The sequence below is a fragment of the Desulfobacter sp. genome (assembly GCA_028768525.1).
Classification (GTDB): Bacteria; Desulfobacterota; Desulfobacteria; order Desulfobacterales; family Desulfobacteraceae; genus Desulfobacter.
On sequence record CP054837.1, the window covers coordinates 3,177,380 to 3,200,918 of the forward strand.

Genomic DNA, 23,539 nt, shown 5'->3' on the forward strand with positions numbered 1-23,539 from the left:
GGCAGAAAACGTATAATGGATTATTTTCGGACCCTTAACCTGGAAAAGGAACCCTTTTCCAATTCCCCTGACCCGGGCCTGTTTTTTAACTCCCGGCAGCACAGGGAGGCACTGCAGCAACTGGAAATTTCCATCCGGCTGCGCCGGGGGCTCAATGTGGTCACCGGGGATGTGGGCACCGGAAAAACAACGGTCTGCCGCCAGCTCATCCGCAAAATATCCAGCGATGAAAAGATTCGGTATTATCTGATTCTTGACCCCGGGTTTGCCTCTGCCGCGGAATTCCTCTGCGCCGTTCTCGCCCAGTTCACCGGCATCATTCCCCCAAAAGAAGAGGCTGAAAACGAAATCCTGCTCAAAGAGAAAATCAAAAGTTTTCTCTTTTCCGTGGGGGTTGACCAGGATATGACCACGGTGCTCCTCATTGACGAGGGCCAGAAACTGCCTCCCTTCTGCCTGGAGACCCTGCGGGAACTGCTCAACTACGAAACCAACGCCACCAAGCTGCTGCAGATCGTCATCTTCGCCCAGAAAGAGTTCAACCCCATGATCGCGGGCATGGAAAATTTTGTGGACCGGATCAACTTCAGGTACACCTTTTCCCCCCTGGACTTCAAGGAAACCCGGGGCCTGATCCGCTACCGGATAGAACAGTCCTCCTGCGGCGCCTATACCGGCAAACGGCTGCCGGAATTTTCCTACCCGGCTTTCTGGGCCGTCTACCGGCTGACCCAGGGATATCCCCGGAAAATAATCAATCTCTGCCACCATGTCCTCCTGGCCCTGATCATCAAAGAGAAATCAAATGCCGGGTATTTTTTTGTAAAGTCCTGCGCCCGCCAGGTATTATCCCCGGAGAATGTAAAACCGGGGTTTTCTTTTGCCGCTGTGGCCATGCCGGTGATTATCCTTCTCACCGCCGCCGGCCTCATGAACCTGGATAAAATGACAAACCTGATCCCGGAACGGATTAAAACCGGGATTATTGCCGCCCGGGTTTCCCTGCCGGAGCCTGCACCGGAAACCGCCGTTGCCGCCGTCTCCATGCCCGTACCGGAAAAGGCCGTACCGCCGGAACCGGTAGCCGTACCGGAAACGCCCCCTGACGAAACTCCGGCTCCAAAGCCTGTCCCGGTGGTCCTCCCTGCCGAAGTGCCGGCCCGGACAATCCTCCTGCCGGACATTCTGGGCAGCATCAGGATCCCCAAAGACGAAACCTTGTACAATATGCTGGAAACCGTATACGGCCGCTATACCCGGCCCTATGTGGCCCGGTTCATGGAAGAAAATAAAAATATTGAAAACCCCAACAGGATCCGCCACGGCATCCTGGTGGATTTCCCGGTGATCGCCGACAGCCGGGCAAGGTGGAAAGAAACCCGTGCCTGCCTCATCGCCGCCCGGGAAAATAGCTTTGAAGCGGCCTATGAAAAGGCAAGGGCGTGCCGGAGCAAAGGGCTGGATGCCCGGGTAATCTCCGCCTGGGGACCCGATGACGGATTTATGTATGCCGTGGTCCTGGACAGGGTGTTCAACACCGCCGAAGAGGCCTGCCGGAGAAAATCCGGTTTAAACAAAAAACTGCCGCTGGAAGAATCGACAATCGCTGCTCTGGTTCAGGGCAGAACCATACTATGAGAGAAAGAGGATAGGGATGTTAACCAAACGTAAACGCCTGGGAGAAATGCTGCTGGATGCGGGCCTCATTGAAAAGGCCCAGCTGGACAAGGCCCTGATCGCCATCAAAAACCAGGGCAAGCGCCTGGGACAGTATTTGGTGACCGAAGGCGTCGTCAGTGAAAAAGCCATCGTGGACCTGATATCCACCCAGGTGGGCATCAACCGGTATACCCCCAACGATTTCACCATATCCCCGGAACTGGCCGCCATCATCGATGTGGACACGGCCAGAAAATTCCAGGCCGTGCCCGTCAATAAAAAAGGGGGAATGGTCACCCTGGCCATGACAGATCCCCTGGATATCAACGCCCTGGACCATCTGGAGGTCCATACCGATTCCGAAGCCGAGGCTGTGATCTGCACGGAACAGGAGTTAAACTCTTTGATTTCCACCATCTACGGCACCTATTCCGGCTCCGACGGGGTCATGGAAAACATCCAGGAGATGGAGGAGATGGAGGTCAAGGACGAGGTAGACGAGCAGAAAAATGCCATCACCTCCCTCATGGATATGGCCGAAGAAGCCCCGGTCATCCGCCTGGTCAACTCCATCCTCACCCAGGCGGTCAAGGAAGGGGCTTCGGACGTCCATATCTCCCCGGAAAAAAATTACGTGGAGATCCGTTTCCGGGTGGACGGCAAGCTCCATCACATCCCGGCCCCGCCCAAATCCATGTTCCTCTCCATTGTATCCCGGCTTAAAATCCTGGCCTCCCTGGACATTTCGGTATCCCGGATTCCCCAGGACGGCCGGTTCACCGTATTTGTCCAGGACAAGGAGATCAATATCCGTGTTTCCACCATCCCCACGGTATACGGGGAAAATGTGGTTCTCCGGCTCCTGGATACCAGTTCCGGCATCTACAGTCTGGACAAGCTGGGCATGGCTGCTCAGGACATCGCCACCATTGAAAAGATGATCAAAATGCCCTACGGCATGATCCTGGCCACCGGCCCTACCGGCTCGGGCAAGAGTACCTCGCTGTTTTCCATGCTCAAGATCATCAACCGCCCCGACATCAACATCATCACCTTGGAGGACCCGGTGGAATACCGGATGGAGCATGTCCGCCAGGGCCAGCTCAATAGAAAGGCCGGCATGACATTCGCCTCGGGGCTTCGTTCCATCCTCCGCCAGGACCCGGACGTGGTCATGATCGGTGAGATCCGGGACGGTGAAACCGCAGGCGTCGCCACCCAGGCCGCCCTTACCGGCCACATGGTGCTCTCCACCGTCCACACCAATGACGCGGCCGGCGCCATCACCCGGTTCGTGGACATGGGCATCGAACCCTTCCTGGTTTCATCTGTCATGCTGGTTACCATTGCCCAGCGCCTGATCCGTCGGGTCTGCCCCCATTGCAAGGAATCCTATTCCCCGCCCCCGGAAGTCAGAAAATACTGGGGCCTTGAAAACGCCGACGGCGTTGATTTTGTCCGGGGCCGTGGCTGCATCAACTGCAAGGACACGGGCTATTCCGGCCGGACCGGCCTTTACGAAGTGCTTCACGTCAACGAAGACGTCCAGAACATGATCCTTACCGGCAAGTCCGCCCAGGAGATCACCAAGGCCTGCGAACTTTCCGGCCAGCTCACCACCCTGAAACAGGATGCCGCCGAAAAGGTGGCCAAAGGCATCACCACCCCGGAAGAGGCGGCCTCGGCCGTAATGATGTAACGCCATGAAGTATACCTATAAAGCCATCAATGAAATCGGCAACGAAATTACCGGCGAACTCCAGGCCGGATCAAAGGATGAGGCATTTGAGATCCTGTCCGCCCGGGGATATATACCTGAATCGGTCCGGGAAAAGGGCGCATCCGCTCTTAACGATTCCGACTTTGCTTCCAAAATTGAGGATGCATTAACCCCTGTAAAACCAAGGGATCTTATCCTGTTTACCAAACAGTTTAAAACCCTGATCCAGGCCGGGGTGGCCATGATGGATATTCTTTCCACCATGGAGGAGCAGACAGAAAACAAAAGACTGAAAAGAGTCATCGGGGTAATCCGGGCGGATATCCGGGAAGGCGCCAATCTTTATATCGCTTTTTCCAAGCATGATACCGTTTTTTCAGAGCTTTACTGCAATATGCTCCAGGCCGGTGAAGCATCGGGTTCTCTGCCTGATGTTCTCGAACGGCTGATATATATACTTGACCACGAACACAAAATAAAATCCGATATTAAGTCAGCCATGCGGTATCCCATGATGGTTGTGTTCTGTCTCGGCATTGCATTTTTCGTACTGCTGACATTTGTCATCCCAAAATTTATTACCATATTCCAAAAAGCCGGCCTGGAGTTGCCGCTTCCCACAAAAATTTGTATGAATTTATACCAGGCCATAGAAGCATACTGGCATGTGGGAATTGTCGGGATGGTTTTAGGCGGAATCGGCCTATATTATGCCCTGTTTAAAACCGATCAGGGCAGGGTATTCAAAGACACCGCTTTTTTAAAGACACCGCTTATAGGACCGGTTGTTTTAAAAGCTGCCATGTCACGATTTGCTTCAATTTTTTCCATCCTTCAGATGAGCGGGGTGACCGTGTTGGAATCTATGGAAGTATTGGGAAAAACAATAAATAATGCTGCTATTACAAAGGAATTTGAAAAAATTACCGAACTGTTGACGGAAGGCCGGGGGATTTCCCAGCCCCTGAAAAGATCAAAATATTTCCCCCCCATGGTGATCAATATGGTGGCCATCGGAGAGGAATCCGGAAACCTGGACGATATGCTGGCTGAAATATCGGTCCATTATGATGCGGAGGTGGAATATTCCACCAAAGCCATGTCAGAAGCCATAGGACCCCTTTTGATTGTAGGTTTGGCAGGCGTTGTCGGATTTTTTGCCATGGCAATTTTTCTGCCCATGTGGGATTTGACAAAAATGGTTTAAAGTATAAATGAAGAAAATACAGATCAGCGTATACTTAATCGTTCCCCTCATCATGGGTATGTTTTCTTTTTTTTCCTTTATTGTCACCTACCGCGTCATAGAATATGCCTCCACAAGGAGGATTTCTGCTGATTTGCTTTTACTGACACCGGCTGTGGCCCTACCATTGCTCTCCATTATTGCAGGCTATTTTATCATCAAAAAGATATTAGAACCCTCTGAACGCTTAATAGAGAAAGCTAAAAATCATCCGGCCGTCTGCTCGGAAAGCAACTTAAAAGAAAATATCCGGAACATGGATAAGCTGGATGAGATTTCAACCATATTCGAACAGGTCGGGGAGGCGCTTGACCTTTCCACTGCAGAATCCCTGTTCCCAAATATAATAGGCAAAAGTAAGATAATGCGGGGAGTGCTGTCACATATAACAAAAGTTGCCCGCTCCGATGCCACTGTATTTATTTTAGGTGAAAGCGGCACCGGAAAGGAACTTGTTGCGGATAGCATAGTAAAAATAGGCACCAGAAAAAACAATCCCTTTATTAAAATCAACTGCGGGGCTATTTCGTCAAATTTAATTGAGAGCGAATTGTTTGGTCATGAAAAAGGGGCATTCACAGGGGCCAGCATAATGAAAAAAGGGTGTTTTGAGTTGGCTGATCAGGGCTCTCTTTTTCTTGATGAAATAGGAGACATGCCCTTGGAACTTCAGGTGAAGCTTTTAAGGGCATTGCAGGAAAAGGAGTTTTACAGAGTCGGTGGAAAAGAGCCTGTAAAAGTTGATGTCAGGATCATCGCAGCCACAAATAAAAATCCAAAAACTCTGGTAAAAGAAGGAAAACTTCGAGAGGATCTTTATTACAGGCTGAATGTGTTTCCCGTAAATCTGCCCCCACTGCGAATGAGAAAAGAGGATATCGGGCCTTTGGCTGAATTTTTTATAGACTGCAACCGATTGGGAAAATGCATTACACATAAAGCTATAAAAAAATTAGAAGAATATAGTTGGCCTGGCAATGTGCGAGAACTTAAAAATGTTGTGGAAAGAGCGAATATCATTTCAAATGACCAAAAAACTATTCTTCCGGAACATCTGCCAACAGCTATATATGATTCTTTAAAATCAGAAGATTCCCTTGGTTTTGATAGGGACTGTAAAAACCTGGATCAAAGAATGGCTGAAATAGAAATCAATTTCATTTGCACTTCCTTAAAAATGAACAACGGAATCCAGGCCAGGGCAGCGGAGGATTTAGGCATAAAACAACGCAGTCTGTGGAACAGGGTTAAAAAGTATAATATCGATGCAGGAAGGTACAAAAACAAACCAGATTATAGAAATGCCGTGTAAAAACGAAACAGACTACATACAACAGATATCCAATGGGCTTAACCTTGGAGACGACGGTATCTGGTATTCAAAGAGTACAGGACCCATATCATATCCAACCAAAGGTAATAGCGCATGTTTTGAGGTTGAAGACAGTTCTTTTTGGTTTAAACATAGAAATAGGTGCATCATTTCCACTGTCCAGTCTTATCCTCCAGGAAAAAATGGGGCCATTTTTGATGTGGGGGGAGGGAATGGATTTGTATCGGCTGGATTAGCCAGCGCAGGTTTTAAAGTCGTGTTGGTGGAGCCAGGGCTGACTGGTGTGCATAATGCAAAAAAAAGAGGTGTTAAAAATATTATCTGCGCCACAACGGATACAGCCGGGTTCAAACCAGAATCTTTACCTGCCGTTAGTCTATTTGATGTTATCGAGCATATCGAAGATGATTTTGAGTTCCTCAGGTCTGTAAACAAAATTATTAAAATCCACGGAAGACTTTATGTTACAGCACCTGCATATTCTTTTTTATGGTCAAACGAAGACTTTAAAGCCGGACACTTCAGAAGGTATTCGCTAAATCAGATCATAAAAAAAGTTACCAAAGCTGGATTCTCTGTTGATTTTGCTTCTTATTTTTTTAGTTTTCTTCCTCTTCCTATTTATCTTTTTCGGACAATGCCGTCAAAATTCGGATATGAAAAAAGAGATGATCAAAACATTGAAAGAGATCATAGAGTCAAAGACGGGATTTTTGTTAAAATGATAGATAAGCTGTTCCAGAAGGAAGTGTCACAAATAGCAGCAAAGCGGCCGGTTTTTTTCGGAAGTTCGTGCCTGGTTGCAGCAACTAAGAAATATACCTGAAATGTGTGCAACTATAGTGCATCAAACTTTGTAGATGGATCTGCAAAATTTGCAGGAAAAAAGTGTAAGATATTTTAAATTTAAAGGATAAATACAGGCTGATTGGTGTTGGCCCGGTACTTGCTATCTTTGGCTTTAACCCAGACGAGTTGTACTTGTTTTAACTTTTGTTGTTTTTTAATTTTTAACTGTTGTTAAGGAGATTTATCATGGAAAGAAAAAATGTTTTAAAGAATCAGAACGGTTTTACCCTGATCGAAATTATTGCGGTATTGATTATTCTCGGCATTTTGGCTGCCGTTGCAGTTCCCAAATATATCGATCTTCAGGATGAATCAAGGACCAAGGCTGCGGAATCTGCAATAGCAGAAGCAAAGGCCAGGCTGTCTACCGGTTACGGCCAGTATCTTCTTAAAAATGACGGTGCTGCACCTGCTAACGCAGCTGCTGTTTGTGGTGCAAGCGGTATTTCTGATGCCACTATTATGCCTGCTAATGCAAGCGGAGCAGTACCGATGGGAGCTGATTTTACTGCCACTATAGCTCCAAGTGGAACAGGTGCGACAATCACTGTTACTCAGGTTCAAGGTGTGGCACTTAATACGGGTGTGTCTGATGATTGGGTAATGCCTTAATCTTCAACAGAAAGATCTGAAACCACAACAACAACCGGCAATCTTGATTGTCGGTTGTTGTTTATTTTAACGCTTCCTATATGAATATTCCCAATAAACGCGAAATAGAAAATGTTCTGTCTCACAGGTATTTTAAGCTATTGATGCTTTTAGGGGTGTTGCTTTGGCTTATTTTAAAATCACCAATTACGTTTACTGCTTCTGTTAACGATTCGGCTGTAACTGAATCACGCTTTTTAGAAGTTTATTATTTTTACCTTGAATTTTTTATATGGATACTGATTTCCATTCCTCTTTTATATTATGCTTTTTCAAAAGCGAATTTTAAAAGTTTTCTTGCCGACCACAAGTTTCCACTTTTAATATTTGTAAATTTTTTCTATGCGCTGTTCAGAACATTTAAAAGCCTGGATGTGACAGACACAGGATTTCATTTCACAAAGGCTTGGGGGATGTTCCACGGCAGCCTGACGCAAAATGTTGATTTTCTGGTTGGGACAAGTTTTGTCAACGGACTCTGGTTATGTATCGCAGGTGAGCCAAACGTTTTATGGGCCAGGTTCGGATATGTGATAGTTGTTACAAGTATTTCCATTGTTTCGTTTAAGATTTTTTCCGTTTATTTTACAAGGCTCTCTGAGTGGTTTATTTTCTTCGTACTGTCCCTGTTCTTTATACATTTTAATTATTATCTGTCCATCAACTACGATAATCTCCCTGTCTTATCAGCCCTTACGGGTATCTGGTTCTTACTTAAAAAAGAAAAAAGATGGGTGTCTTATATTATTTCCGGTGTTTTTTTATCTTTAACCATATGGCTGAAATTTAATTTTATTTTCATCATTGTTTTACCTGGGATATACGGGTGGATTCTTTTCGAACAAGAAAAAAAATGGCTGCTTCAAACCTTGTACTTATATGCAGGGTATATTGTTGTTCTGTTTGCAGGAGTTTTATTATTGGTTGCGGTCGGACACCTTGGAACTTATATAAACTATATTGATAAAAATCTGGTAAATAAAGAATCTTATATCTCCGAGTATGATCAAAATATTAAAGATATTATAGTTAATGAAAAATCATTTGAACAACCCATCGGCAGCGACCAGGATAAATTCTTTTTTTTAACAGAAGGCCAAAAAATCACTTCAGAGCGCCAAAATCCATATTATTCGAATGATGCAGACCCACACTCTCTGAAAAATCTGTTTAACAGTTATTTTATAGGGTTCTGGCAGATTCTTAAAATGGGAGCCCTATTCTCTGTTTTGCTTGTTATTATCCTTCTTCTTCTTGGGAAGGAAATAAGTGTCAAACGATATCCTGTATTACTGATAATTTCTTTTATCCTCTATTATGCAACATATCTAAGGCTTGAGGGGGCTGATTTCATTTTTTTAAGTGCGTTGATTTTTCCGGCCTATATTTATCTTGTTTATTGCCTGAGATATAATGGTAACCTTACTGGGCCTACAGTGTTGATTCTTCTGTTAGCTCTATTTTCGTTTCCTGGGTCGAATATATCCTTTAATGTCATATACAGGTCTGGGACCGGCCTTCTTTTTTTAGCATTTCCGCTATCTTTTATGATTCATAGAAAACTGAAGGTGAACAATCATATATTTAACCTTAATAATTATGTCATCATATTTGTCTGCGCCATTATGTTTGGGATTTTAAAACCATGGGGATATAATAATTCTCACAGGGATATCGCCGACAGGTCCTTGATGGTTGAAATGTTTAAATCACCTCAGCTTTTTGGTATCCACACTTTTCCCCAAAGAGTTAAAGTGGTTGATGAGGTTCTGGAGTATTTTAAGAACGAAAAATATGAACGTAATAATACTCCCGCTTTATTCTTAAGCTGGATTCCAATAATGTATTATTTGACAGAAACAAATTGTATGGCAAACAATCCGTGGCACGGTTGTGTGGTTTTTCATAAATTTAGGAAAGAGTACGATCTAAATAGCGAAAAGTTTCCGCCAATATATATCACTTTTTCAAAAGTAATAACCCGAAATCCGTTCTGGCCACTAGAGGATGAGGTGTACCGAAAAAAAGACACTGCCTGGATTCCAGACTTAAAAAAATTTGATTATATTCGATACTGGATGAAAGATAAAAATTACGAAAAGACATTCGAAAATGGGATGTTTGAAGTTTATAAAAAGATAGATAAGCTAAGATCGAATAAAGAAAAAATAGATTAAGAAAAATATAGAAAATCTACCATGGTTTTTAAAAATGAAGTTTCAGTTGTTGTGCCTGTGTATGGATGCAGGGAATGTTTAGGAGAGTTGGTAAAAAGACTTGAAAAGGCATTAATTCAGATTGCAGATAATTATGAAATAATACTGGTTAATGATGATAGCCCTGATGGAGCCTGGACCGCGATTAAAGACCTAACGCAGAAGGATTCCCGAATAAAAGGTATCAATTTTTCTCGCAATTTTGGCCAGCATTATGCGATCACAGCCGGGTTGGATTTTGCGGAAGGACAGTGGGTCGTTGTTATGGACTGCGATCTTCAGGACCAGCCAGAAGAGATCCCAAAATTGTACCACAAGGTAAAGGAGGGATATGAGGTTGTTTTCGGACGAAGAGCAGAGAGAAAAGACGGTTTTTTCAAAAAACTTGGATCTAAACTTTATTATAAAACTTTGGATTATTTCACCGAACAGCAAAGTGACAATACAATAGCCAATTTTGGCATATACCATGCTAAGGTGATTGAAAGCTTCAGGCTTTTGAGGGAGCAGAACCGTTTGTTCCCCATATCGGTTAAGTGGTTGGGATTTAAAACTGCATATTTAGATATTGACCATGCTGAGCGATTTGCAGGAAAAACATCATATAGTTTTTTTAAGTTACGGAATCTGGCAATAGACAATATAATCGCCCAGTCCAACAAACCCCTTAAAATTTCCATCAAGCTGGGTTTTTCCCTATCATTTTTATCAATTCTTTATGCTTTATATTTGGTTGTCAGATATTTTATTTATACGGTACCGGTTGCAGGGTGGACCAGTACAATTGTGTCTATTTATTTTTTATCAGGGTTGATTTTGGCAAATATGGGCATTTTAGGACTGTACCTTGGAAAAGTTTTTAATGAAACAAAAAAGAGGCCCCTATATGTCATTTCTGAAAAAGTAGGATTTGAATAATGCTGTCCCACTTTAACAAGGGATGAAAAATAAAAAATTTAATTTATTTTGAACAGTAGCTATCTGATATGTTTATTCAAAAAAATGAGTCGAGCCGTATACAAATCGCTGACAAAGTACAATTCGGTGAAAAAGTTGTGTTTGGTCCAAATTGCAAGGACGTTTCTATTGGTTTTGGCACATTTATAGGTAGAGACATATATATAGATTGTGAATATCTATCGATTGGTGAATATACGACCATACACCATGGAAGTATTATTCATGGAAAGAAATGCAATATTGGTCATAATTGCTGGTTTGGTCACTATACTATTATTGATTCAGTAGGAGGGTGGACTAGGATTGGAAACAACGTGGGGGTAGGTGCCCATAGCCAACTTTGGAGTCATATTAAATTTGGTGATACTTTAGCTGGTTGTTGCTGGAATAGTTCGGGTAGCTTAACGTTGGAGGATGATGTATGGCTGGTAGGCCATTGTATTATTGGGTCTATTTATGCAGAGAAGAAAGCTATGCTTATGACCGGTAGTGTGGCTGTTCATGATATGAAAACAAACCGTATTTATGCAGGATCACCAGCTAAAGATATGTCGGAGAAATTTGGTACACAATTTATAGAAATAGCCTACGCCGACAAATTGGTGAAATTTAATGAATATAAACATGAATTTTTTGCAAATGGCGGTAGTGTTGAAAAATTTGAAGTAGTAGATTTCTTTTCAAAAGAAAAAGTTAAAAAGGGCATTACACAGTTTAATCTCAATGAGCGAACTTATATGCCTACCTACAAAGAAAATGAAATGCGTTTTATAAAAAGTTTACTTTATGAAAAGGCTAAATTTATTCCAATAAGTGTTTAAATTATCCAATGTCAATATTATATAAACACTAACATAATGAATTATTTATATATTTTTGGAACAATACTATTTACTGTTTATGGACAATTAATTTTAAAATGGCGGATCGCAAGATATGGGAGTTTGCCTCAAGATTTTATTGAAAAAATAATATTTCTGTTAAAATTATTAATAGATCCTTTTATTTTATCCGGTTTTTTATCCGCATTTGTTGCATCCCTCTTCTGGATGGCGTCAATGACCAAGTTTGATTTAAGTTACGCCTACCCTTTTATGAGCGCCTCTTTTGTCCTGGTATTTGTTCTCTCATTAGTATTGTTCAAAGAACCATTTTCAGTGTATAAACTGGTTGGTTTAGGATTCATTGTATCCGGTATTATTATTTCAAGTAGAGCTCTGTAAAAATGACAGAATACATTCCATACAATAAACCCTTCATCGTTGGTCAGGAACTCTACAACATCGCCCAGGCCGTAATCAAGCATTCTCATCTGGCCGGAGACGGTCACTACACCAAACGCTGCCAGTCTTGGTTGGAAAGGCGGCTGGATTGCCCGGCCGCGCTCTTGACCCATTCCTGTACGGCCGCGCTGGAGATGGCGGCGATTCTTGTGGATATTCAGCCGGGTGATGAGATCATCATGCCCTCTTTTACCTTTGTGTCCACGGCCAATGCCTTTGTGCTGAGGGGCGGGGTGCCCGTGTTTGTGGATATCCGGCCCGATACCCTGAACATGGACGAAACAAAAATAGAACAGGCGATAACGGAGAAAACCCGTGCCATTGTGCCGGTCCATTATGCAGGGGTTCCCTGTGCCATGGATAAGATAATGGAGATTGCCAGGAAACATGATCTTATTGTGATAGAAGATGCCGCCCAGGCCCTGCTGTCCATCCACAAAGATCGGTTTCTGGGCACCATTGGGGATCTGGGCACCCTGAGCTTTCATGAAACCAAGAATATCATCAGCGGTGAGGGCGGGGCGCTTTTGATTAACAATCCGCGCTATCTTGAACGGGCGGAAGTCATCAGGGAAAAAGGGACCAACAGAAAGCAGTTTTTCAGGGGGGAAGTGGATAAGTATACCTGGACAGATATCGGGTCCTCTTTTCTGCCTTCGGATATGATGGCGGCGTTTTTATATGCCCAACTGGACCAGGCGGAAACCATTATCCGGAAACGGCGGGACATCTGCCATATGTACCGCCGCCTGCTCAGCCCCCTGGAAAAAGACAGGATAGTCAGGCTGGCCCATGAGCATCCCGGTTCCGGCAGCCACAACGGCCATATTTTTTATATTATCACCGCAGATGTTAAGGAGCGGACGGCCCTTATCCGCCATTTAAAGGAAAATCATATCCATGCGGTATTTCATTATGTGCCCCTGCATTCATCCCCGGCCGGAAGAAAATACGGCAAAACCACAGGGTCCATGGAGCGGACCGACGAATTGAGCGCCCGTGTGCTGCGCCTGCCCCTGTATTTTGAAATGGAAGAAGAGGATGTCAGGCGGGTGGCGGAATCGGTTCTTGGGTTTTACGGTTTAAATGGCAATTGTGTTGACAAAACCATTGCCGCGGTAGTGAACTAAACGGGTGATAAATATTAATGCTGTACTCAGTATAAGCGTTTGAACGGGTTTCTTTTATTGACAAAATGGCTATATTTGGATTAATTTCAAACGCGTAAAAATAATCTTTAATTTTCAGAATGCAGGTTCTATGGGTTCCTTTCTAAAAAATCAAAATGGATTCACTATCGTTGAAATTGTCGCTGTTCTTATTATCCTCGGGATTATTACGGCGGTTGCCGTTTCCAGGGTGTCTTTCAACAGTCCGGACCTGGCCGCCCAGGCCGAAGCAATAAAAGCCCATGTCCGGTATGCCCAGACCCGGGCCATGGCCACGGACCTGGATACGGCGAATACGCCGACCTGGGGAATCCAAACCAATGCGGCGGGAACAGCCTACTGGCTTTATGACAGGAATAACAATAGGGTTCTTCTGCCCGGTGCAGAGGCGACAACCATTACCCTGGCCAGCCTCGGGCTGACATCCATGACGCCTTTTAACATATCTTTCAATGACTGGGGGGAGCCATTCCGTAATAATGCGATTCTGGCGGCAGACCTTCCCATATCAATAAATGACGGAAGTGATAGTGAACAATTTACCATCACAGCAAGAACAGGATTCATACCATGATCATACCCGTTGAATTGAAAAATCAGAAGGGGTTTTCCCTGATAGAAGTCATCATCACCTTGATTGTGGTTTCGATCCTGGGGGCCATGCTGGTGTCCTACACCGGTACCGCCCTGGAGAAAAGTGCCCAGCCCGTTGCTGACGCCATTGACAGCCAGTCCGTAAGCTCCTGCATGGACAGTATTGTCCAGTACTACCGGAATGAGCTTTTTGAAGCAGAGGGGCCCACCTATGATGTCAATGAACTGGATTCAAGGATTGCGTCCGGTGGATTCGCTGCAACCTGCAGCGCCAATCTGAACATCACCAGATCATGGGTCCGGTATGATCCAGGCTCCGGCGACCTGGCATCCGGCACCAGCACAGATATGCTCCGGGTGGATGTAAACGGAACATCGGGCGTCTCTTACACCATGATTTTTTCTTCCAAAGAATGAGGTATACCATGTCTAAAAACAAGAATTCAGGGTTTACCCTTATAGAAGTTATCGTCTCGTTGATTCTTGTGGGTATTCTGGCGTCGGTTGCAGGGATGGGGATTGTGAATGCCACCCAGGCCTTTTTATTTTCCAGGGAAGCGAGTGTCGTGGGCCAGAAAAGCGCATTTACCATGGCAAGGATACGCAAGAGCCTGACGAATATGGAAAACGGCTCCTATACAAAGATCAACAGCAATTCATTCAGTGTGGAGCGGGCCGGAAATATCCAGGAAACCTTCCGGTTTGATCCCAATACCGGCAATTTGTTTCTGGTGGTTCCAAACGAAAACCCACACCTGCTTTCGGACCAGGTAACCTCCTTTACTCCGGCTGAAGATGCAGACTCACTTAAAAATTTTTCCATGTCCCTTCAGGGCTGTAATGTCCCGGCGGTTACCTTTGCCTCTTCTGTTTTTCCCAGAAATAATGCCAAAGGCCAGGGGGTGGACATCGGTGAACTCAAAAATAAAATTCCCCAGAATGCACCTGCGAATCTCTGTTTTATCGAATCCGTTTTTACGGGCAGGGAACATTCAAACACCGTCAGGCTGTTCCGGGAACTGCGGGACCGCTATCTCATAAAGCACTCTTGGACCAGGCCCCTGGTTGATTTTTATTACGGTGCCGGGCCGAAAATTTCGAACCAACTGGACCGGAGCCCCATCTTAAGCGGTTTGGTAAAAATCCTGCTCATGCCAGTGGTAACCCTGGTTTTTCTTTTTCTTTATTTCCCCGAAGGACTTGTGATTATTCCCTTTCTCTTCTGGCTTTTGGCAAAGCTTGGAGGGCAGCTGAAATTTGCCGGGAAATACCGGATTTTAAAAACCGCCAGAGGCAGCGTCCTCATCGGATTGGTCATTACCATATTGATCATGGGGATTCTCGGCGCGGGTATGGTTTCTTTGTTCAGTACCAATACCACCAATTCAGCCTTTGCCGGATTGACCAGCCGGGCATACTATCTGGCCGAAGCCGGTATTCATTATGCCCTGGGCCAGTATCTGAGCCGCGGTTCGGACCGGGATTTTTTTGACCGGCTGAAGCTCAATAATAACAATACCCTTTCCCTGCCCGGAGGAGGCGGACAATTTTCATTTCAGATTGAAACCTATTGGTGGGATATTTCAAGTGCGGGCAGCACCATTCAGGTGACCATACCGGGAGGGACGGGAACCGGGGCGTCCATGCCCGACGCCATTGCTAACGGCGATACCTTGAGCCTCATGATGATGGACCATCAATCGGGAAGCTATGAGGTCAATGATTATATTGTATCTGGAAAAAATACGGAAACAATGACGCTGACCCCTACAGGGACGAATTCCATCAGCAGCCTGAATACCGATGAACCGGTCCTGCCCGGCGCCCGGACCGCAAACGCCTCCGTGACGGTTCAGGCCACGGAACTGGGAACGGACTCCAGCACGACCATGGCCATTATCGGAAATACCGCCGGTTTACCGCCGAGAAACGGGGTGATCACCTTTAAGGATACAAGCAATTTTATCCGGGTGCTTCAATATGATGCCCTGGTGGGCAATACCCTCAGCGGCCTCCACTATATCTCGGGAATGGAATACCCTTCCGGCGGAGCGGTTATTCCGCCCAATACCGCCATAACCTTTGTTAAATATGCTGTGCTGGACAGCACCGGGACCGTTGATCCCGGAGGATTGAATATTTCCCAGACCATTTCTTACAGCCAGCCCCTGGCCGAGTTTCCTTCCAGAATTACAGGGTCCGCAGGTGCCGACGAAGTCACCAGCCTGCTCGGAACACATAGCGGGGTAACCATCGACGGGGTCGATGCCATTAAAGTGGACGGGACCGAAGCGACCATCTCTTATAACGTTGTTGTAGGAGCAGATGTCTATCAGCAGGAATCCCTTGCCGTTGTGGACTGGTCTTCCACAGGGAAAAATATGCCGGATTTTCTGGAAGATCTGTGGGAAAGATCGGATAAAAAGTTGAGCTATGATCTTCAGGCCAAAATCCGATTCACCAAGGCGGAAGATGATCTTTATTCGGATGGCCATAGTTCGGATTTCTACCTGAATCACCCCGGCTGCTATATGCCGGGTATCTCCCTGCGGACCAAAGGGCCTTCAATGAATTCTTACAAAGACTGGACTTATTACGGGCTTTCCATCATGAGGGGAATTCAGGGGGTGTCCGAGCCAATCAATGCCGGATGCGGTACCGCCGGTTACAGGGTGGAAGAAGATGATATTTCAGATACCCTGTTTTACAATCACGGTTCAAATAGCAACTCAGCCCAGGTTAATACCTGTCCGGGTTCAGGCTCGGGTTTTAACGACTGGAATGACGAGCCTCCCCTGGACGGCATACCCTACCTGATTTTATGGCAGAAGAATCATTCCGATTCCATAGGGTGTGACTCTCTTGCGTCACTTTATGTATGGGAATGGCTGTCCTATGTCCCCTTGTTGGATTACAAGGAAGTGGAAGTAAAGCATTATTATAAGCTTGACCCCGGTAAATATTATTACAAAGAAGGCAGCGATATCAAGGAATTGACGATCAGCGCCAATGATATTGAAACCCATGAAACCCTCCAGGAAGGCACCATTTCAGGGGACCGGAGAAACGGGAGAGCGCTTGCCAGAGAATACAGCGGAGGATGTGATCCGGATCTGGTGGATCCCACGGAATATGTTACCTCCTACAGGGCGTATAAACTGAGGGATAAGTATGATATTTTTCAAACAGAATCCCATGAAGGAGTTACCATCCTGGGTGATTATCCTCCCGGATACGCGGTGCAGACTCCCGGGGAACCGGTAAGGGATCCATCCACCATAAATGCTGGACGACCCAAAGGGTTGCCTGTAAGCGAGTGGACCATAGGCGACAACCAGACGGTCCCGGTAGGCTATATCGTTAAACCTTACTATCACCTCGACAGGGATAATAATTCATTTCCTAAGTTTTTTGATGATCAGGCCTCCATCAATAATAAAGACCAATATGCGAGCTTCGCCGCCAGGGCCAATTACAGAATTTACCCCAAAGAATGGGTGACTGTTATGGCCAGGATTTATGAGCTAAAGGGAAATCTGGACTGTGACCTTTCAACCGGGGATGCCAACGGCCTGGAACGGGTCAACTCAATTTCAGCCTATCTGTCTTCACCGGATAACCTGGGAACCAATGATAATAAAAAAGACGGGATCCGGTTAGGACAGATCCCTGGTACGGTTCACTGGCCAGAGGACGGTGATTATTTTACCTCGGCGGTTTGGGGAGATGGACTCTCTGATAAAAAGGACGGGTATACCAGTAAGGTTGTGGATTCGCCTGAGCATTTTGGGTGCGATAAGGATAACATGCGGATTGTGGAATGGGGTAAGGATGCGGATGATGACCCTGTTATGGTGTATACCGCAATGTTTACCACGGGCGACTACAATTTTGACACCATGAATATTCCCGAGTTCGGGGTTCATACCCTGGGCGTCAGCAGCCCGGATATGAGCCAGGCCACTGCCCCGGAGCTTCCCAGCGGAGTAAATATAGAGAATCATAGGGAAACCGCTTATTTTACCGATTTCTATTGGTCGGTCGTGGGAGAGTTGAGTACGCTTTTCCCGGGGGTGCAGAGCCAGTAGTCGTAGCTGTTGCCCGTTCATCATCGTTTTCAAGGAATCACCGTTCATGCTGAGATATATTCTGGGCGTCTGGATCCATGACCCTTTCAGGGTCCGGGATTTGGTCAATAACGTCTATTGGTCAATCATTGTCATTGCCATTTTTACAGGCTGCTGCCTGATTTATAAAAAACTTATCGGCCTGGTTCAAGATAAGAAACGGGTCCGGATTTTTATGGTTGTCTTTTTCGGGCTGGCCCTTCCCCTTGGCGTTGTCAGTTCAAAAGCTGCGAATATGTTTTATTTGCCGGTTCATTATTGGAGTGTTGACCGGTTTATTGAGGAATTTTTCAACGGGGGGCAGCAGACCTTTCACACCAGCATCATGATTCCCGTTGTAATGGCCGCCTGCCTGATCCGGCTTTTCAGAATGAATTTCTGGAAGGTTTTTGATATTATTTTTTTATATGTTCCTTTTTCCCATGCCATTGCCAGGACCGCCTGCCTGATGGCGGGCTGCTGCCACGGCCACCGCATCTGCCTGGATATTTTCGGATTCAGCGCCTGCTTTAAAAATCCTGTCCCGCTTTATGAAAGTATATTTAATCTGGTTTTGTTTTATTTTTTACGCCGGGTTTTCAGCCTGATTTATCCCACCGGAAAAGAACCTGATACTTCGTTGTTTGAGAGGACCTTCGGCCCCTTTTTTCAAGGGCTTGAGCAAAGGGTTCAAGGTGGAATTATTGTGGCCTTGTATCTTATTGGGTATGGGATATGGCGGTTTAACATTGAATTTATAAGAACCAACCCAATTGTGGAGTTGGGTATGACCCAGGCCCAGCTGGTCATGATCTGTTTTGGAGTTCTGGCTCTGGTTATTCTTTTCAGAGGGCGGATAAGGCCCTTAAAAGACAGATTGCGGGAGGGGATTTTAAAGAAAAAAGAAAATCAGTCTCTGATGGGGTTTCTGCTGTCTTATTTTTTTCTGGTCCTTCTCATTGTCGGCCTGTTTAAATACAGGATCATTGACTGGCCCTTTAGAAGTTATGGGTCGTTTTCAAAAATCTATTTCAATGTTTTCCTTTATGCTCTGTTCGCTGTAATGTGTTCCGGGTTCTTTTTCTGGTTGAGGCCCTTGAATATTCGGATTTCTCCCTTTTTTAAATGGAGGCGTTTTTCCCATATCTTCTGGGTGGGGCTGGTCATCTCATCTGCCTATTCAGTATATTTGTACCACTTCAACACTTGGAACCTGGGAGGTATGGCCTATTGGCCCCCGATTTTTCTGTTTAGTGTTCTCAATGCATACAGTGAGGAAAGTATCTACCGGCTTACCTTGTCATCCGTTTTGGAGCGGCTGTTTGGCAGCCATGTGGCAGCTAATTTAGGCCAGGCGCTTTTATACGGAGGCACCCATTATTTTATCGGGGGCGCCCGTTTTGCCCTTTTTGCCTTTCTTTACGGAATTCTTCTGGGAACCGTAACAAAGGAAAATAAAAGCATTATTCCTGCCATGATTTGCCATTTTTGTATTGATATCGGAAATATCGGATTACCCCTGCTTATTGTCCGTAATTCGTATTTTGGTTAAAAGGCTGCAGGCTTAGGTATCCATTCAAGATTTTCATCCCCGCAATTCCCTCCTCCTGAATTCTTTTTCTCAAGTCTTTTTTTCTTTAGCAGCAGCGACAACCGGCGAATCGATTTACGCAGTTTGTTTACTCACTGATTCAGTGGATCACGGATAGATATCCCCCCAGAAAGAGAAACCCGTTACCGGCCATGTGAATGATAAGTGGGGCGGCCAGGCTTTCGGACCGCTCAAAAGCTAGAGCAAAAACCAAACCGCCGGCAAACGGAATAAGAGGCAGGAATTCCAGTTCCGGACCCCCGTGGCAGAGGGCGAAAAACAGGGCGCTTCCCCCCGTTGCAAGGGGACGACCGTAACGCCTTAGCCAGTTATGAACCACCCCTCTGAAAAAAAGTTCTTCAGTCAAAGGCCCTGAAACGCATGCTGTGAAAAGAAGCGAGAAGGAGAACGGGCCGGAGGGGAAAAAACCTACAACCGGGCGGTCTAAAAACACCATCAAAGCACCTGATGCCAGCGTTGTAATCCCAAGGGCAGCCGACCAGAGTATTCCAGTTTTTATACCTTTATATAATAGGGGCGAGAAAAGCCCCAGGGGTGAAAGCCCCGACGGCGTTTTCAGGAAAATGAGGATCAGGGCGGCTGCCTGGGCCGGCCGGGCCAGGGCGATGTGCAGGCCGTGGGGGGATGCGGGCAGGAGGGCGGCAAGCCCTTCGATGAAAAGAACCGCTGCCGTGGAAAAGAGAATGTGGCGTCCCGGTGTCAATCCTGCACTTTGCAATATTTACTCGATGATGATCACCCCGGTTTTACTTTTCCGGATGCTCAGTTTTTTGGTTTTGGGCCTGGACTGCCGGTTTTCTTTTTCAAAAAAATCCTTGATGGGCATGGCAAAGTTCAGGTTCTGGCCCTGGACCAATTGAAAGGTGGCCACGCCCACCACGTCGCCGTTCATGTTCAGCACGGGGCCGCCTGAGGAGCCCGGGGAGATGGGGGCGGAGATCTGGATGACCTTTCCTATCCCTTTGATCTTGCGCCAGGCAGAGACAATGCCTTCGGAAACTGTCTGTTCCAGTCCCATGGGGCTGCCCACCACCATGATGTTTTCCCCGGATACCGGGGGCTTAGACGCCGGTTTCAGGAAGGGGGTGGTTTTCGGTACATGGGTTTTTGCTTTGACAATGTCCCCTTTTTCGTCCCTGGAGATAATGGCGCCCACGGCATATTTTTTTCCGGACATGGTCTTGATTTCAGCCCTGTGGTTTTTGAGCAGCACATGGCTGTTGGTCAGGATGTCCCCCTGGTCGTTGTAGAAAAATCCCGATCCCACGGACTTTAGCTGTCCTGTGTAGTCGTAGACCAGGATGGTGACCACACCGGGCCGGATTTTTGAGGCCAGGGCCGAATATCCCGAAGCAGCGCCGGCATTTAATGTTGCGAAAACAAGGGTGGAACAGAGAAACATCAACGAAAACAGAAGCGTTTTAGAATGGAATATATGTGATTTCATAGAAATTGCTTACCATTTTTTATTAGATATTGACAGGGAAAAAAATATGTGAAAACACCATTAACAAAATACAATAACGGGTGTCTTTTTCGCAGCGGGTTCAAAATTCTTTAAGGAGATCTCATGAAACGGTTCAATAATTTAATTCAGACTGGGGTTAACGAATCTTTTTCCGATATTCATATTTCAGGGGACCATAAAATTGTCTGCCGCAAAAACGGGAAAATCGTTTTTTTAAATGATAGATATACCTGCGAGCAGATTGACAACCTGGTGGGCAAAATGCTCAGGCCCCATGAAATGGCGATGCTGCGTTCCCGGCTGTCCGTGGACTTTTCAAGGACGGTGAACCATGTCCGGATCAGGGTGAATGTATTTAATTCCACCCGGGGGTTAAGCATTGCCGTTCGCCTGCTGCCGGGGCGGATTCCCAATTTCAGCGACCTGAACCTCATGCCTGAACTCCGGGATTACAGCGATTTGTCCAGCGGCCTGATCCTGGTCTGCGGGGCCACAGGTTCAGGTAAGTCCTCCACCATTGCGGCTTTTCTGGCGGAAATCAACCGGAACCGCAACTGCCATATCATCACCCTGGAAGATCCCATTGAGTACCGGTTTAAATCAGAGAACTCCTTTATCCAGCAGCGGGAACTGGGCCAGCACATCCAGAGTTTTGACCAGGGGCTGCAGGATGTGCTCCGGGAGGACCCCGATGTCATCATGGTGGGCGAGCTTCGGGAACCTGAAACCATCCGCCTGACCCTGAATGCCGTGGAATCAGGCCATCTGGTCATCGCCTCCCTCCACGCCACCAACTCAGAAGACGCCCTGTACCGGATGTGCAACTCATTTCCCCCCGATGCCCAGGACATGGTCCGGGTCCAGCTCTCTTCGGTACTCTCCCTGCTCCTGGTCCAGAAGCTGGAATTTAAGCGGGAATTCGGATTCCGGGTGCCGGTGCTCTCGGTGCTCAAGGGGGTGAATGCCGTGAAATCCACCATCCGGGACAACCGTTTCGCCCAGATCGAAAGTATTCTTCAGACCGGCCGAAAGGACGGCATGTACACCATGGAAAAATACGAAGAGGAATACATTAAAACCAAATCCAGGCTCACCCCGCCCAGCATCAGCTTCAGGCCGTCCGAAGAAATCGCCGATGCCCGGGAATACAGGTCCCCGCTCATTGCGGCAGCCGGGGTCTCGCCGGCCCTTCATGAGGAACCTGTTTACCAGCCCCGGGAATCGGCCGGACATCCGGCACCTTCCCCGGCCCCCCGTGACCTTGAGCCGGGCCAGTATGTCATTGAAGATACCTCTTCTGTGGCTGATGTTATTTCCCAGCTGGAAGGCTGATATTCCACCCAATTGATAAGGCCCAGGCAGTTAAATGCCTGGGCCTTTTATTGGATTGCCCTGTTCCAAAAACGCCTTAAATTGTTCTGAAATCCTGCCATCGTGTTTGACACTTTCCCAGAATTCATATGCCATTTTTTTGACCATTTCTGCTTGATCACTATCTGTTTTCATAAAGGCGTCAAAATCAAAAGGCAGGACCTCTCCGCCTTTGGGCGCAAACCCCATGGAACACATGTCGTATATGGGTAGCAACCGGAAATGATCTCCTTCCATGGAAAGACTCAAATTTCCTAAATGCATATCCGTATTATTGATAAGACGGCCAAAATCCTGTAATTCTTTTGATATCTGTATATCTTTCTCAGCGATCAATTTTTGAGAGAATAAATTTTCCATCACCCTGGGCCAATTGCCGCCGCCAAAACCGACAAATTCCCTGTCTACCATATCTAAAGAAAGCATTGAAGATCTGCCAAATTCTCCAACTCGGTCAAATCTTTGGCTTTCTAAAAATAACCTTCCTTCCATTTCAAATAATTTAATGGCCGCAGCGGGATAGTTATGGCCACTCAACACATTTGCTGCATGGTATTCTGTAATCAGAATATCCCTCCATCTTGCTGCTACCTCATTATCGCTTTTGGGGGAAAACTTCACAATAACATGGGAACCTAAATCCTTATTGAATGCTGTGAATTTCGGCTGTTCTCCACCCGCCGATGAGCCTGGAGGTTCACCTTTGACTGCTATTTCGGCAAGTTCCGGATATAGTTTTTTAGAGACGCCGATTGGTTTTCGCTGAACACGCAATATTGTTTGTTCACCAAGAATAAAGTTCCCGGGCAAATCGTCTCCGTTGGAGATTAAGTAACGGCCAACATGATTGGTATTCCACATTTTTGGATCCGGGGGGAAATCTTCCGACTGTTCTGCTATTCTTTTTGCTATCTGCCGGCCTAAAAAACCTTGGGGTTTCAAATCCAAAAGGAAGTAAGGCAAATCATCATACAGGCCTGTCCCGCTTTCTCCTTTTAATAAAAAAGAGAATTCATCATTTATTAATTCAACAAAGAACTGTCCGCAATTCAAAGGGCGTAAATATGCGATCAAACTTTTTGTCCCAAAATGATCAATCATATTCAAGGGCAGTTTATCGTTGCCGCCAAAGGCATTGCATGTAGCAGCATACCGGACTGAACGCCCGTCTTGTATCTGGACAATACGATCGGCCGTTTTTTTTAACATACGGGAGACGGTGCTCTGACTTAAGCCGGTTGCCGCTTGGATTTCTTTTGAGGTTGAAGGACCCCGTTCTAAATATTCTATAATTGACAACAT

General features: G+C 46.1%; 19 protein-coding genes. 16 read left to right on the top strand and 3 right to left on the bottom strand.

Annotated features, from left to right (window positions below):
- The first annotated feature begins 15 nt into the window (after positions 1-15).
- The 15 genes from HUN04_14270 to HUN04_14340 all read left to right on the top strand — a co-directional run bounded on the left by HUN04_14270 (position 16) and on the right by HUN04_14340 (position 19,338).
- Positions 16-1,638, top strand: a complete 1,623-nt coding sequence (locus tag HUN04_14270; protein WDP90798.1) for an AAA family ATPase — start codon at positions 16-18, stop codon at positions 1,636-1,638.
- A gap of 16 nt (positions 1,639-1,654) precedes the next feature.
- Positions 1,655-3,358: a type II/IV secretion system protein gene (locus HUN04_14275; protein WDP90799.1), complete on the top strand. Its 1,704-nt coding sequence runs from the start codon at positions 1,655-1,657 to the stop codon at positions 3,356-3,358.
- Positions 3,359-3,362: 4 nt separating this feature from the next.
- On the top strand, positions 3,363-4,586 hold the full coding sequence (locus tag HUN04_14280) for a type II secretion system F family protein (GenBank protein WDP90800.1): 1,224 nt from the start codon (positions 3,363-3,365) through the stop codon (positions 4,584-4,586).
- 7 nt (positions 4,587-4,593) lie between these two features.
- Positions 4,594-5,937, top strand: a complete 1,344-nt coding sequence (locus tag HUN04_14285) for a sigma-54-dependent Fis family transcriptional regulator (protein WDP90801.1) — start codon at positions 4,594-4,596, stop codon at positions 5,935-5,937.
- Complete coding sequence (locus tag HUN04_14290) at positions 5,891-6,784, top strand: class I SAM-dependent methyltransferase (protein ID WDP90802.1); 894 nt, start codon at positions 5,891-5,893, stop codon at positions 6,782-6,784. The genes HUN04_14285 and HUN04_14290 overlap by 47 nt, the downstream gene beginning before the upstream one ends.
- A gap of 209 nt (positions 6,785-6,993) precedes the next feature.
- Entirely contained in the window at positions 6,994-7,419 is a 426-nt protein-coding gene (locus HUN04_14295; GenBank protein WDP90803.1) for a prepilin-type N-terminal cleavage/methylation domain-containing protein, read from the top strand.
- Between the two features lie 47 nt (positions 7,420-7,466).
- Complete coding sequence (locus HUN04_14300) at positions 7,467-9,635, top strand: hypothetical protein (GenBank protein WDP90804.1); 2,169 nt, start codon at positions 7,467-7,469, stop codon at positions 9,633-9,635.
- A 21-nt stretch (positions 9,636-9,656) separates the two neighbouring features.
- Positions 9,657-10,592: a glycosyltransferase family 2 protein gene (locus HUN04_14305; protein WDP90805.1), complete on the top strand. Its 936-nt coding sequence runs from the start codon at positions 9,657-9,659 to the stop codon at positions 10,590-10,592.
- Between the two features lie 68 nt (positions 10,593-10,660).
- Positions 10,661-11,455 carry a hypothetical protein gene (locus HUN04_14310; protein WDP90806.1) on the top strand — a complete coding sequence of 265 codons (795 nt, stop codon included), beginning with the start codon at positions 10,661-10,663 and terminating at the stop codon, positions 11,453-11,455.
- A gap of 36 nt (positions 11,456-11,491) precedes the next feature.
- Positions 11,492-11,857 (top strand): EamA family transporter, encoded by a 366-nt coding sequence (locus HUN04_14315; protein ID WDP90807.1) that lies wholly within the window; start codon positions 11,492-11,494, stop codon positions 11,855-11,857.
- A gap of 2 nt (positions 11,858-11,859) precedes the next feature.
- On the top strand, positions 11,860-13,047 hold the full coding sequence (gene rffA, locus HUN04_14320; GenBank protein WDP90808.1) for a dTDP-4-amino-4,6-dideoxygalactose transaminase: 1,188 nt from the start codon (positions 11,860-11,862) through the stop codon (positions 13,045-13,047).
- A 130-nt stretch (positions 13,048-13,177) separates the two neighbouring features.
- A complete protein-coding gene (locus HUN04_14325; GenBank protein WDP90809.1) occupies positions 13,178-13,660 on the top strand; it encodes a type II secretion system protein in 483 nt (160 codons plus the stop codon).
- On the top strand, positions 13,657-14,097 hold the full coding sequence (locus HUN04_14330; GenBank protein WDP90810.1) for a prepilin-type N-terminal cleavage/methylation domain-containing protein: 441 nt from the start codon (positions 13,657-13,659) through the stop codon (positions 14,095-14,097). The genes HUN04_14325 and HUN04_14330 overlap by 4 nt, the downstream gene beginning before the upstream one ends.
- Positions 14,098-14,105: 8 nt before the next feature.
- Entirely contained in the window at positions 14,106-17,768 is a 3,663-nt protein-coding gene (locus HUN04_14335) for a prepilin-type N-terminal cleavage/methylation domain-containing protein (GenBank protein ID WDP90811.1), read from the top strand.
- A 46-nt stretch (positions 17,769-17,814) separates the two neighbouring features.
- Positions 17,815-19,338 (top strand): prolipoprotein diacylglyceryl transferase, encoded by a 1,524-nt coding sequence (locus HUN04_14340; GenBank protein WDP90812.1) that lies wholly within the window; start codon positions 17,815-17,817, stop codon positions 19,336-19,338.
- Between the two features lie 139 nt (positions 19,339-19,477).
- Here the strand turns inward: HUN04_14340 and HUN04_14345 are convergent, their stop codons facing one another.
- Together HUN04_14345 and HUN04_14350 are read right to left on the bottom strand one after the other, a co-directional pair.
- Positions 19,478-20,101, bottom strand: a complete 624-nt coding sequence (locus HUN04_14345; GenBank protein WDP90813.1) for a CPBP family intramembrane metalloprotease — start codon at positions 20,099-20,101, stop codon at positions 19,478-19,480.
- 18 nt (positions 20,102-20,119) lie between these two features.
- Complete coding sequence (locus HUN04_14350) at positions 20,120-20,845, bottom strand: serine protease (GenBank protein WDP90814.1); 726 nt, start codon at positions 20,843-20,845, stop codon at positions 20,120-20,122.
- Positions 20,846-20,968: 123 nt separating this feature from the next.
- Between HUN04_14350 and HUN04_14355 the strand changes: the two genes are divergently transcribed.
- The gene (locus HUN04_14355; protein ID WDP90815.1) at positions 20,969-22,198 is read left to right on the top strand and encodes a PilT/PilU family type 4a pilus ATPase; all 1,230 of its coding nucleotides are present in this window, start codon (positions 20,969-20,971) and stop codon (positions 22,196-22,198) included.
- A 30-nt stretch (positions 22,199-22,228) separates the two neighbouring features.
- Here HUN04_14355 and yjjJ read toward each other — a convergent pair whose 3' ends face one another.
- Entirely contained in the window at positions 22,229-23,539 is a 1,311-nt protein-coding gene (yjjJ, locus tag HUN04_14360) for a type II toxin-antitoxin system HipA family toxin YjjJ (GenBank protein WDP90816.1), read from the bottom strand.

Coding starts and splice junctions, on each gene's coding strand:
- HUN04_14285 (WDP90801.1), top strand. CDS start 4,594: ATGAAGAAAATACAGATCAGCGTATACTTAATCGTTCCCCTCATCATG.
- HUN04_14310 (WDP90806.1), top strand. CDS start 10,661: ATGTTTATTCAAAAAAATGAGTCGAGCCGTATACAAATCGCTGACAAA.
- HUN04_14295 (WDP90803.1), top strand. CDS start 6,994: ATGGAAAGAAAAAATGTTTTAAAGAATCAGAACGGTTTTACCCTGATC.
- HUN04_14315 (WDP90807.1), top strand. CDS start 11,492: ATGAATTATTTATATATTTTTGGAACAATACTATTTACTGTTTATGGA.
- HUN04_14325 (WDP90809.1), top strand. CDS start 13,178: ATGGGTTCCTTTCTAAAAAATCAAAATGGATTCACTATCGTTGAAATT.
- HUN04_14290 (WDP90802.1), top strand. CDS start 5,891: ATGCAGGAAGGTACAAAAACAAACCAGATTATAGAAATGCCGTGTAAA.
- HUN04_14355 (WDP90815.1), top strand. CDS start 20,969: ATGAAACGGTTCAATAATTTAATTCAGACTGGGGTTAACGAATCTTTT.
- yjjJ (WDP90816.1), bottom strand. CDS start 23,539: ATGTTGTCAATTATAGAATATTTAGAACGGGGTCCTTCAACCTCAAAA.
- rffA (WDP90808.1), top strand. CDS start 11,860: ATGACAGAATACATTCCATACAATAAACCCTTCATCGTTGGTCAGGAA.
- HUN04_14275 (WDP90799.1), top strand. CDS start 1,655: ATGTTAACCAAACGTAAACGCCTGGGAGAAATGCTGCTGGATGCGGGC.
- HUN04_14305 (WDP90805.1), top strand. CDS start 9,657: ATGGTTTTTAAAAATGAAGTTTCAGTTGTTGTGCCTGTGTATGGATGC.
- HUN04_14280 (WDP90800.1), top strand. CDS start 3,363: ATGAAGTATACCTATAAAGCCATCAATGAAATCGGCAACGAAATTACC.
- HUN04_14330 (WDP90810.1), top strand. CDS start 13,657: ATGATCATACCCGTTGAATTGAAAAATCAGAAGGGGTTTTCCCTGATA.
- HUN04_14335 (WDP90811.1), top strand. CDS start 14,106: ATGTCTAAAAACAAGAATTCAGGGTTTACCCTTATAGAAGTTATCGTC.
- HUN04_14340 (WDP90812.1), top strand. CDS start 17,815: ATGCTGAGATATATTCTGGGCGTCTGGATCCATGACCCTTTCAGGGTC.
- HUN04_14270 (WDP90798.1), top strand. CDS start 16: ATGGATTATTTTCGGACCCTTAACCTGGAAAAGGAACCCTTTTCCAAT.
- HUN04_14350 (WDP90814.1), bottom strand. CDS start 20,845: ATGAAATCACATATATTCCATTCTAAAACGCTTCTGTTTTCGTTGATG.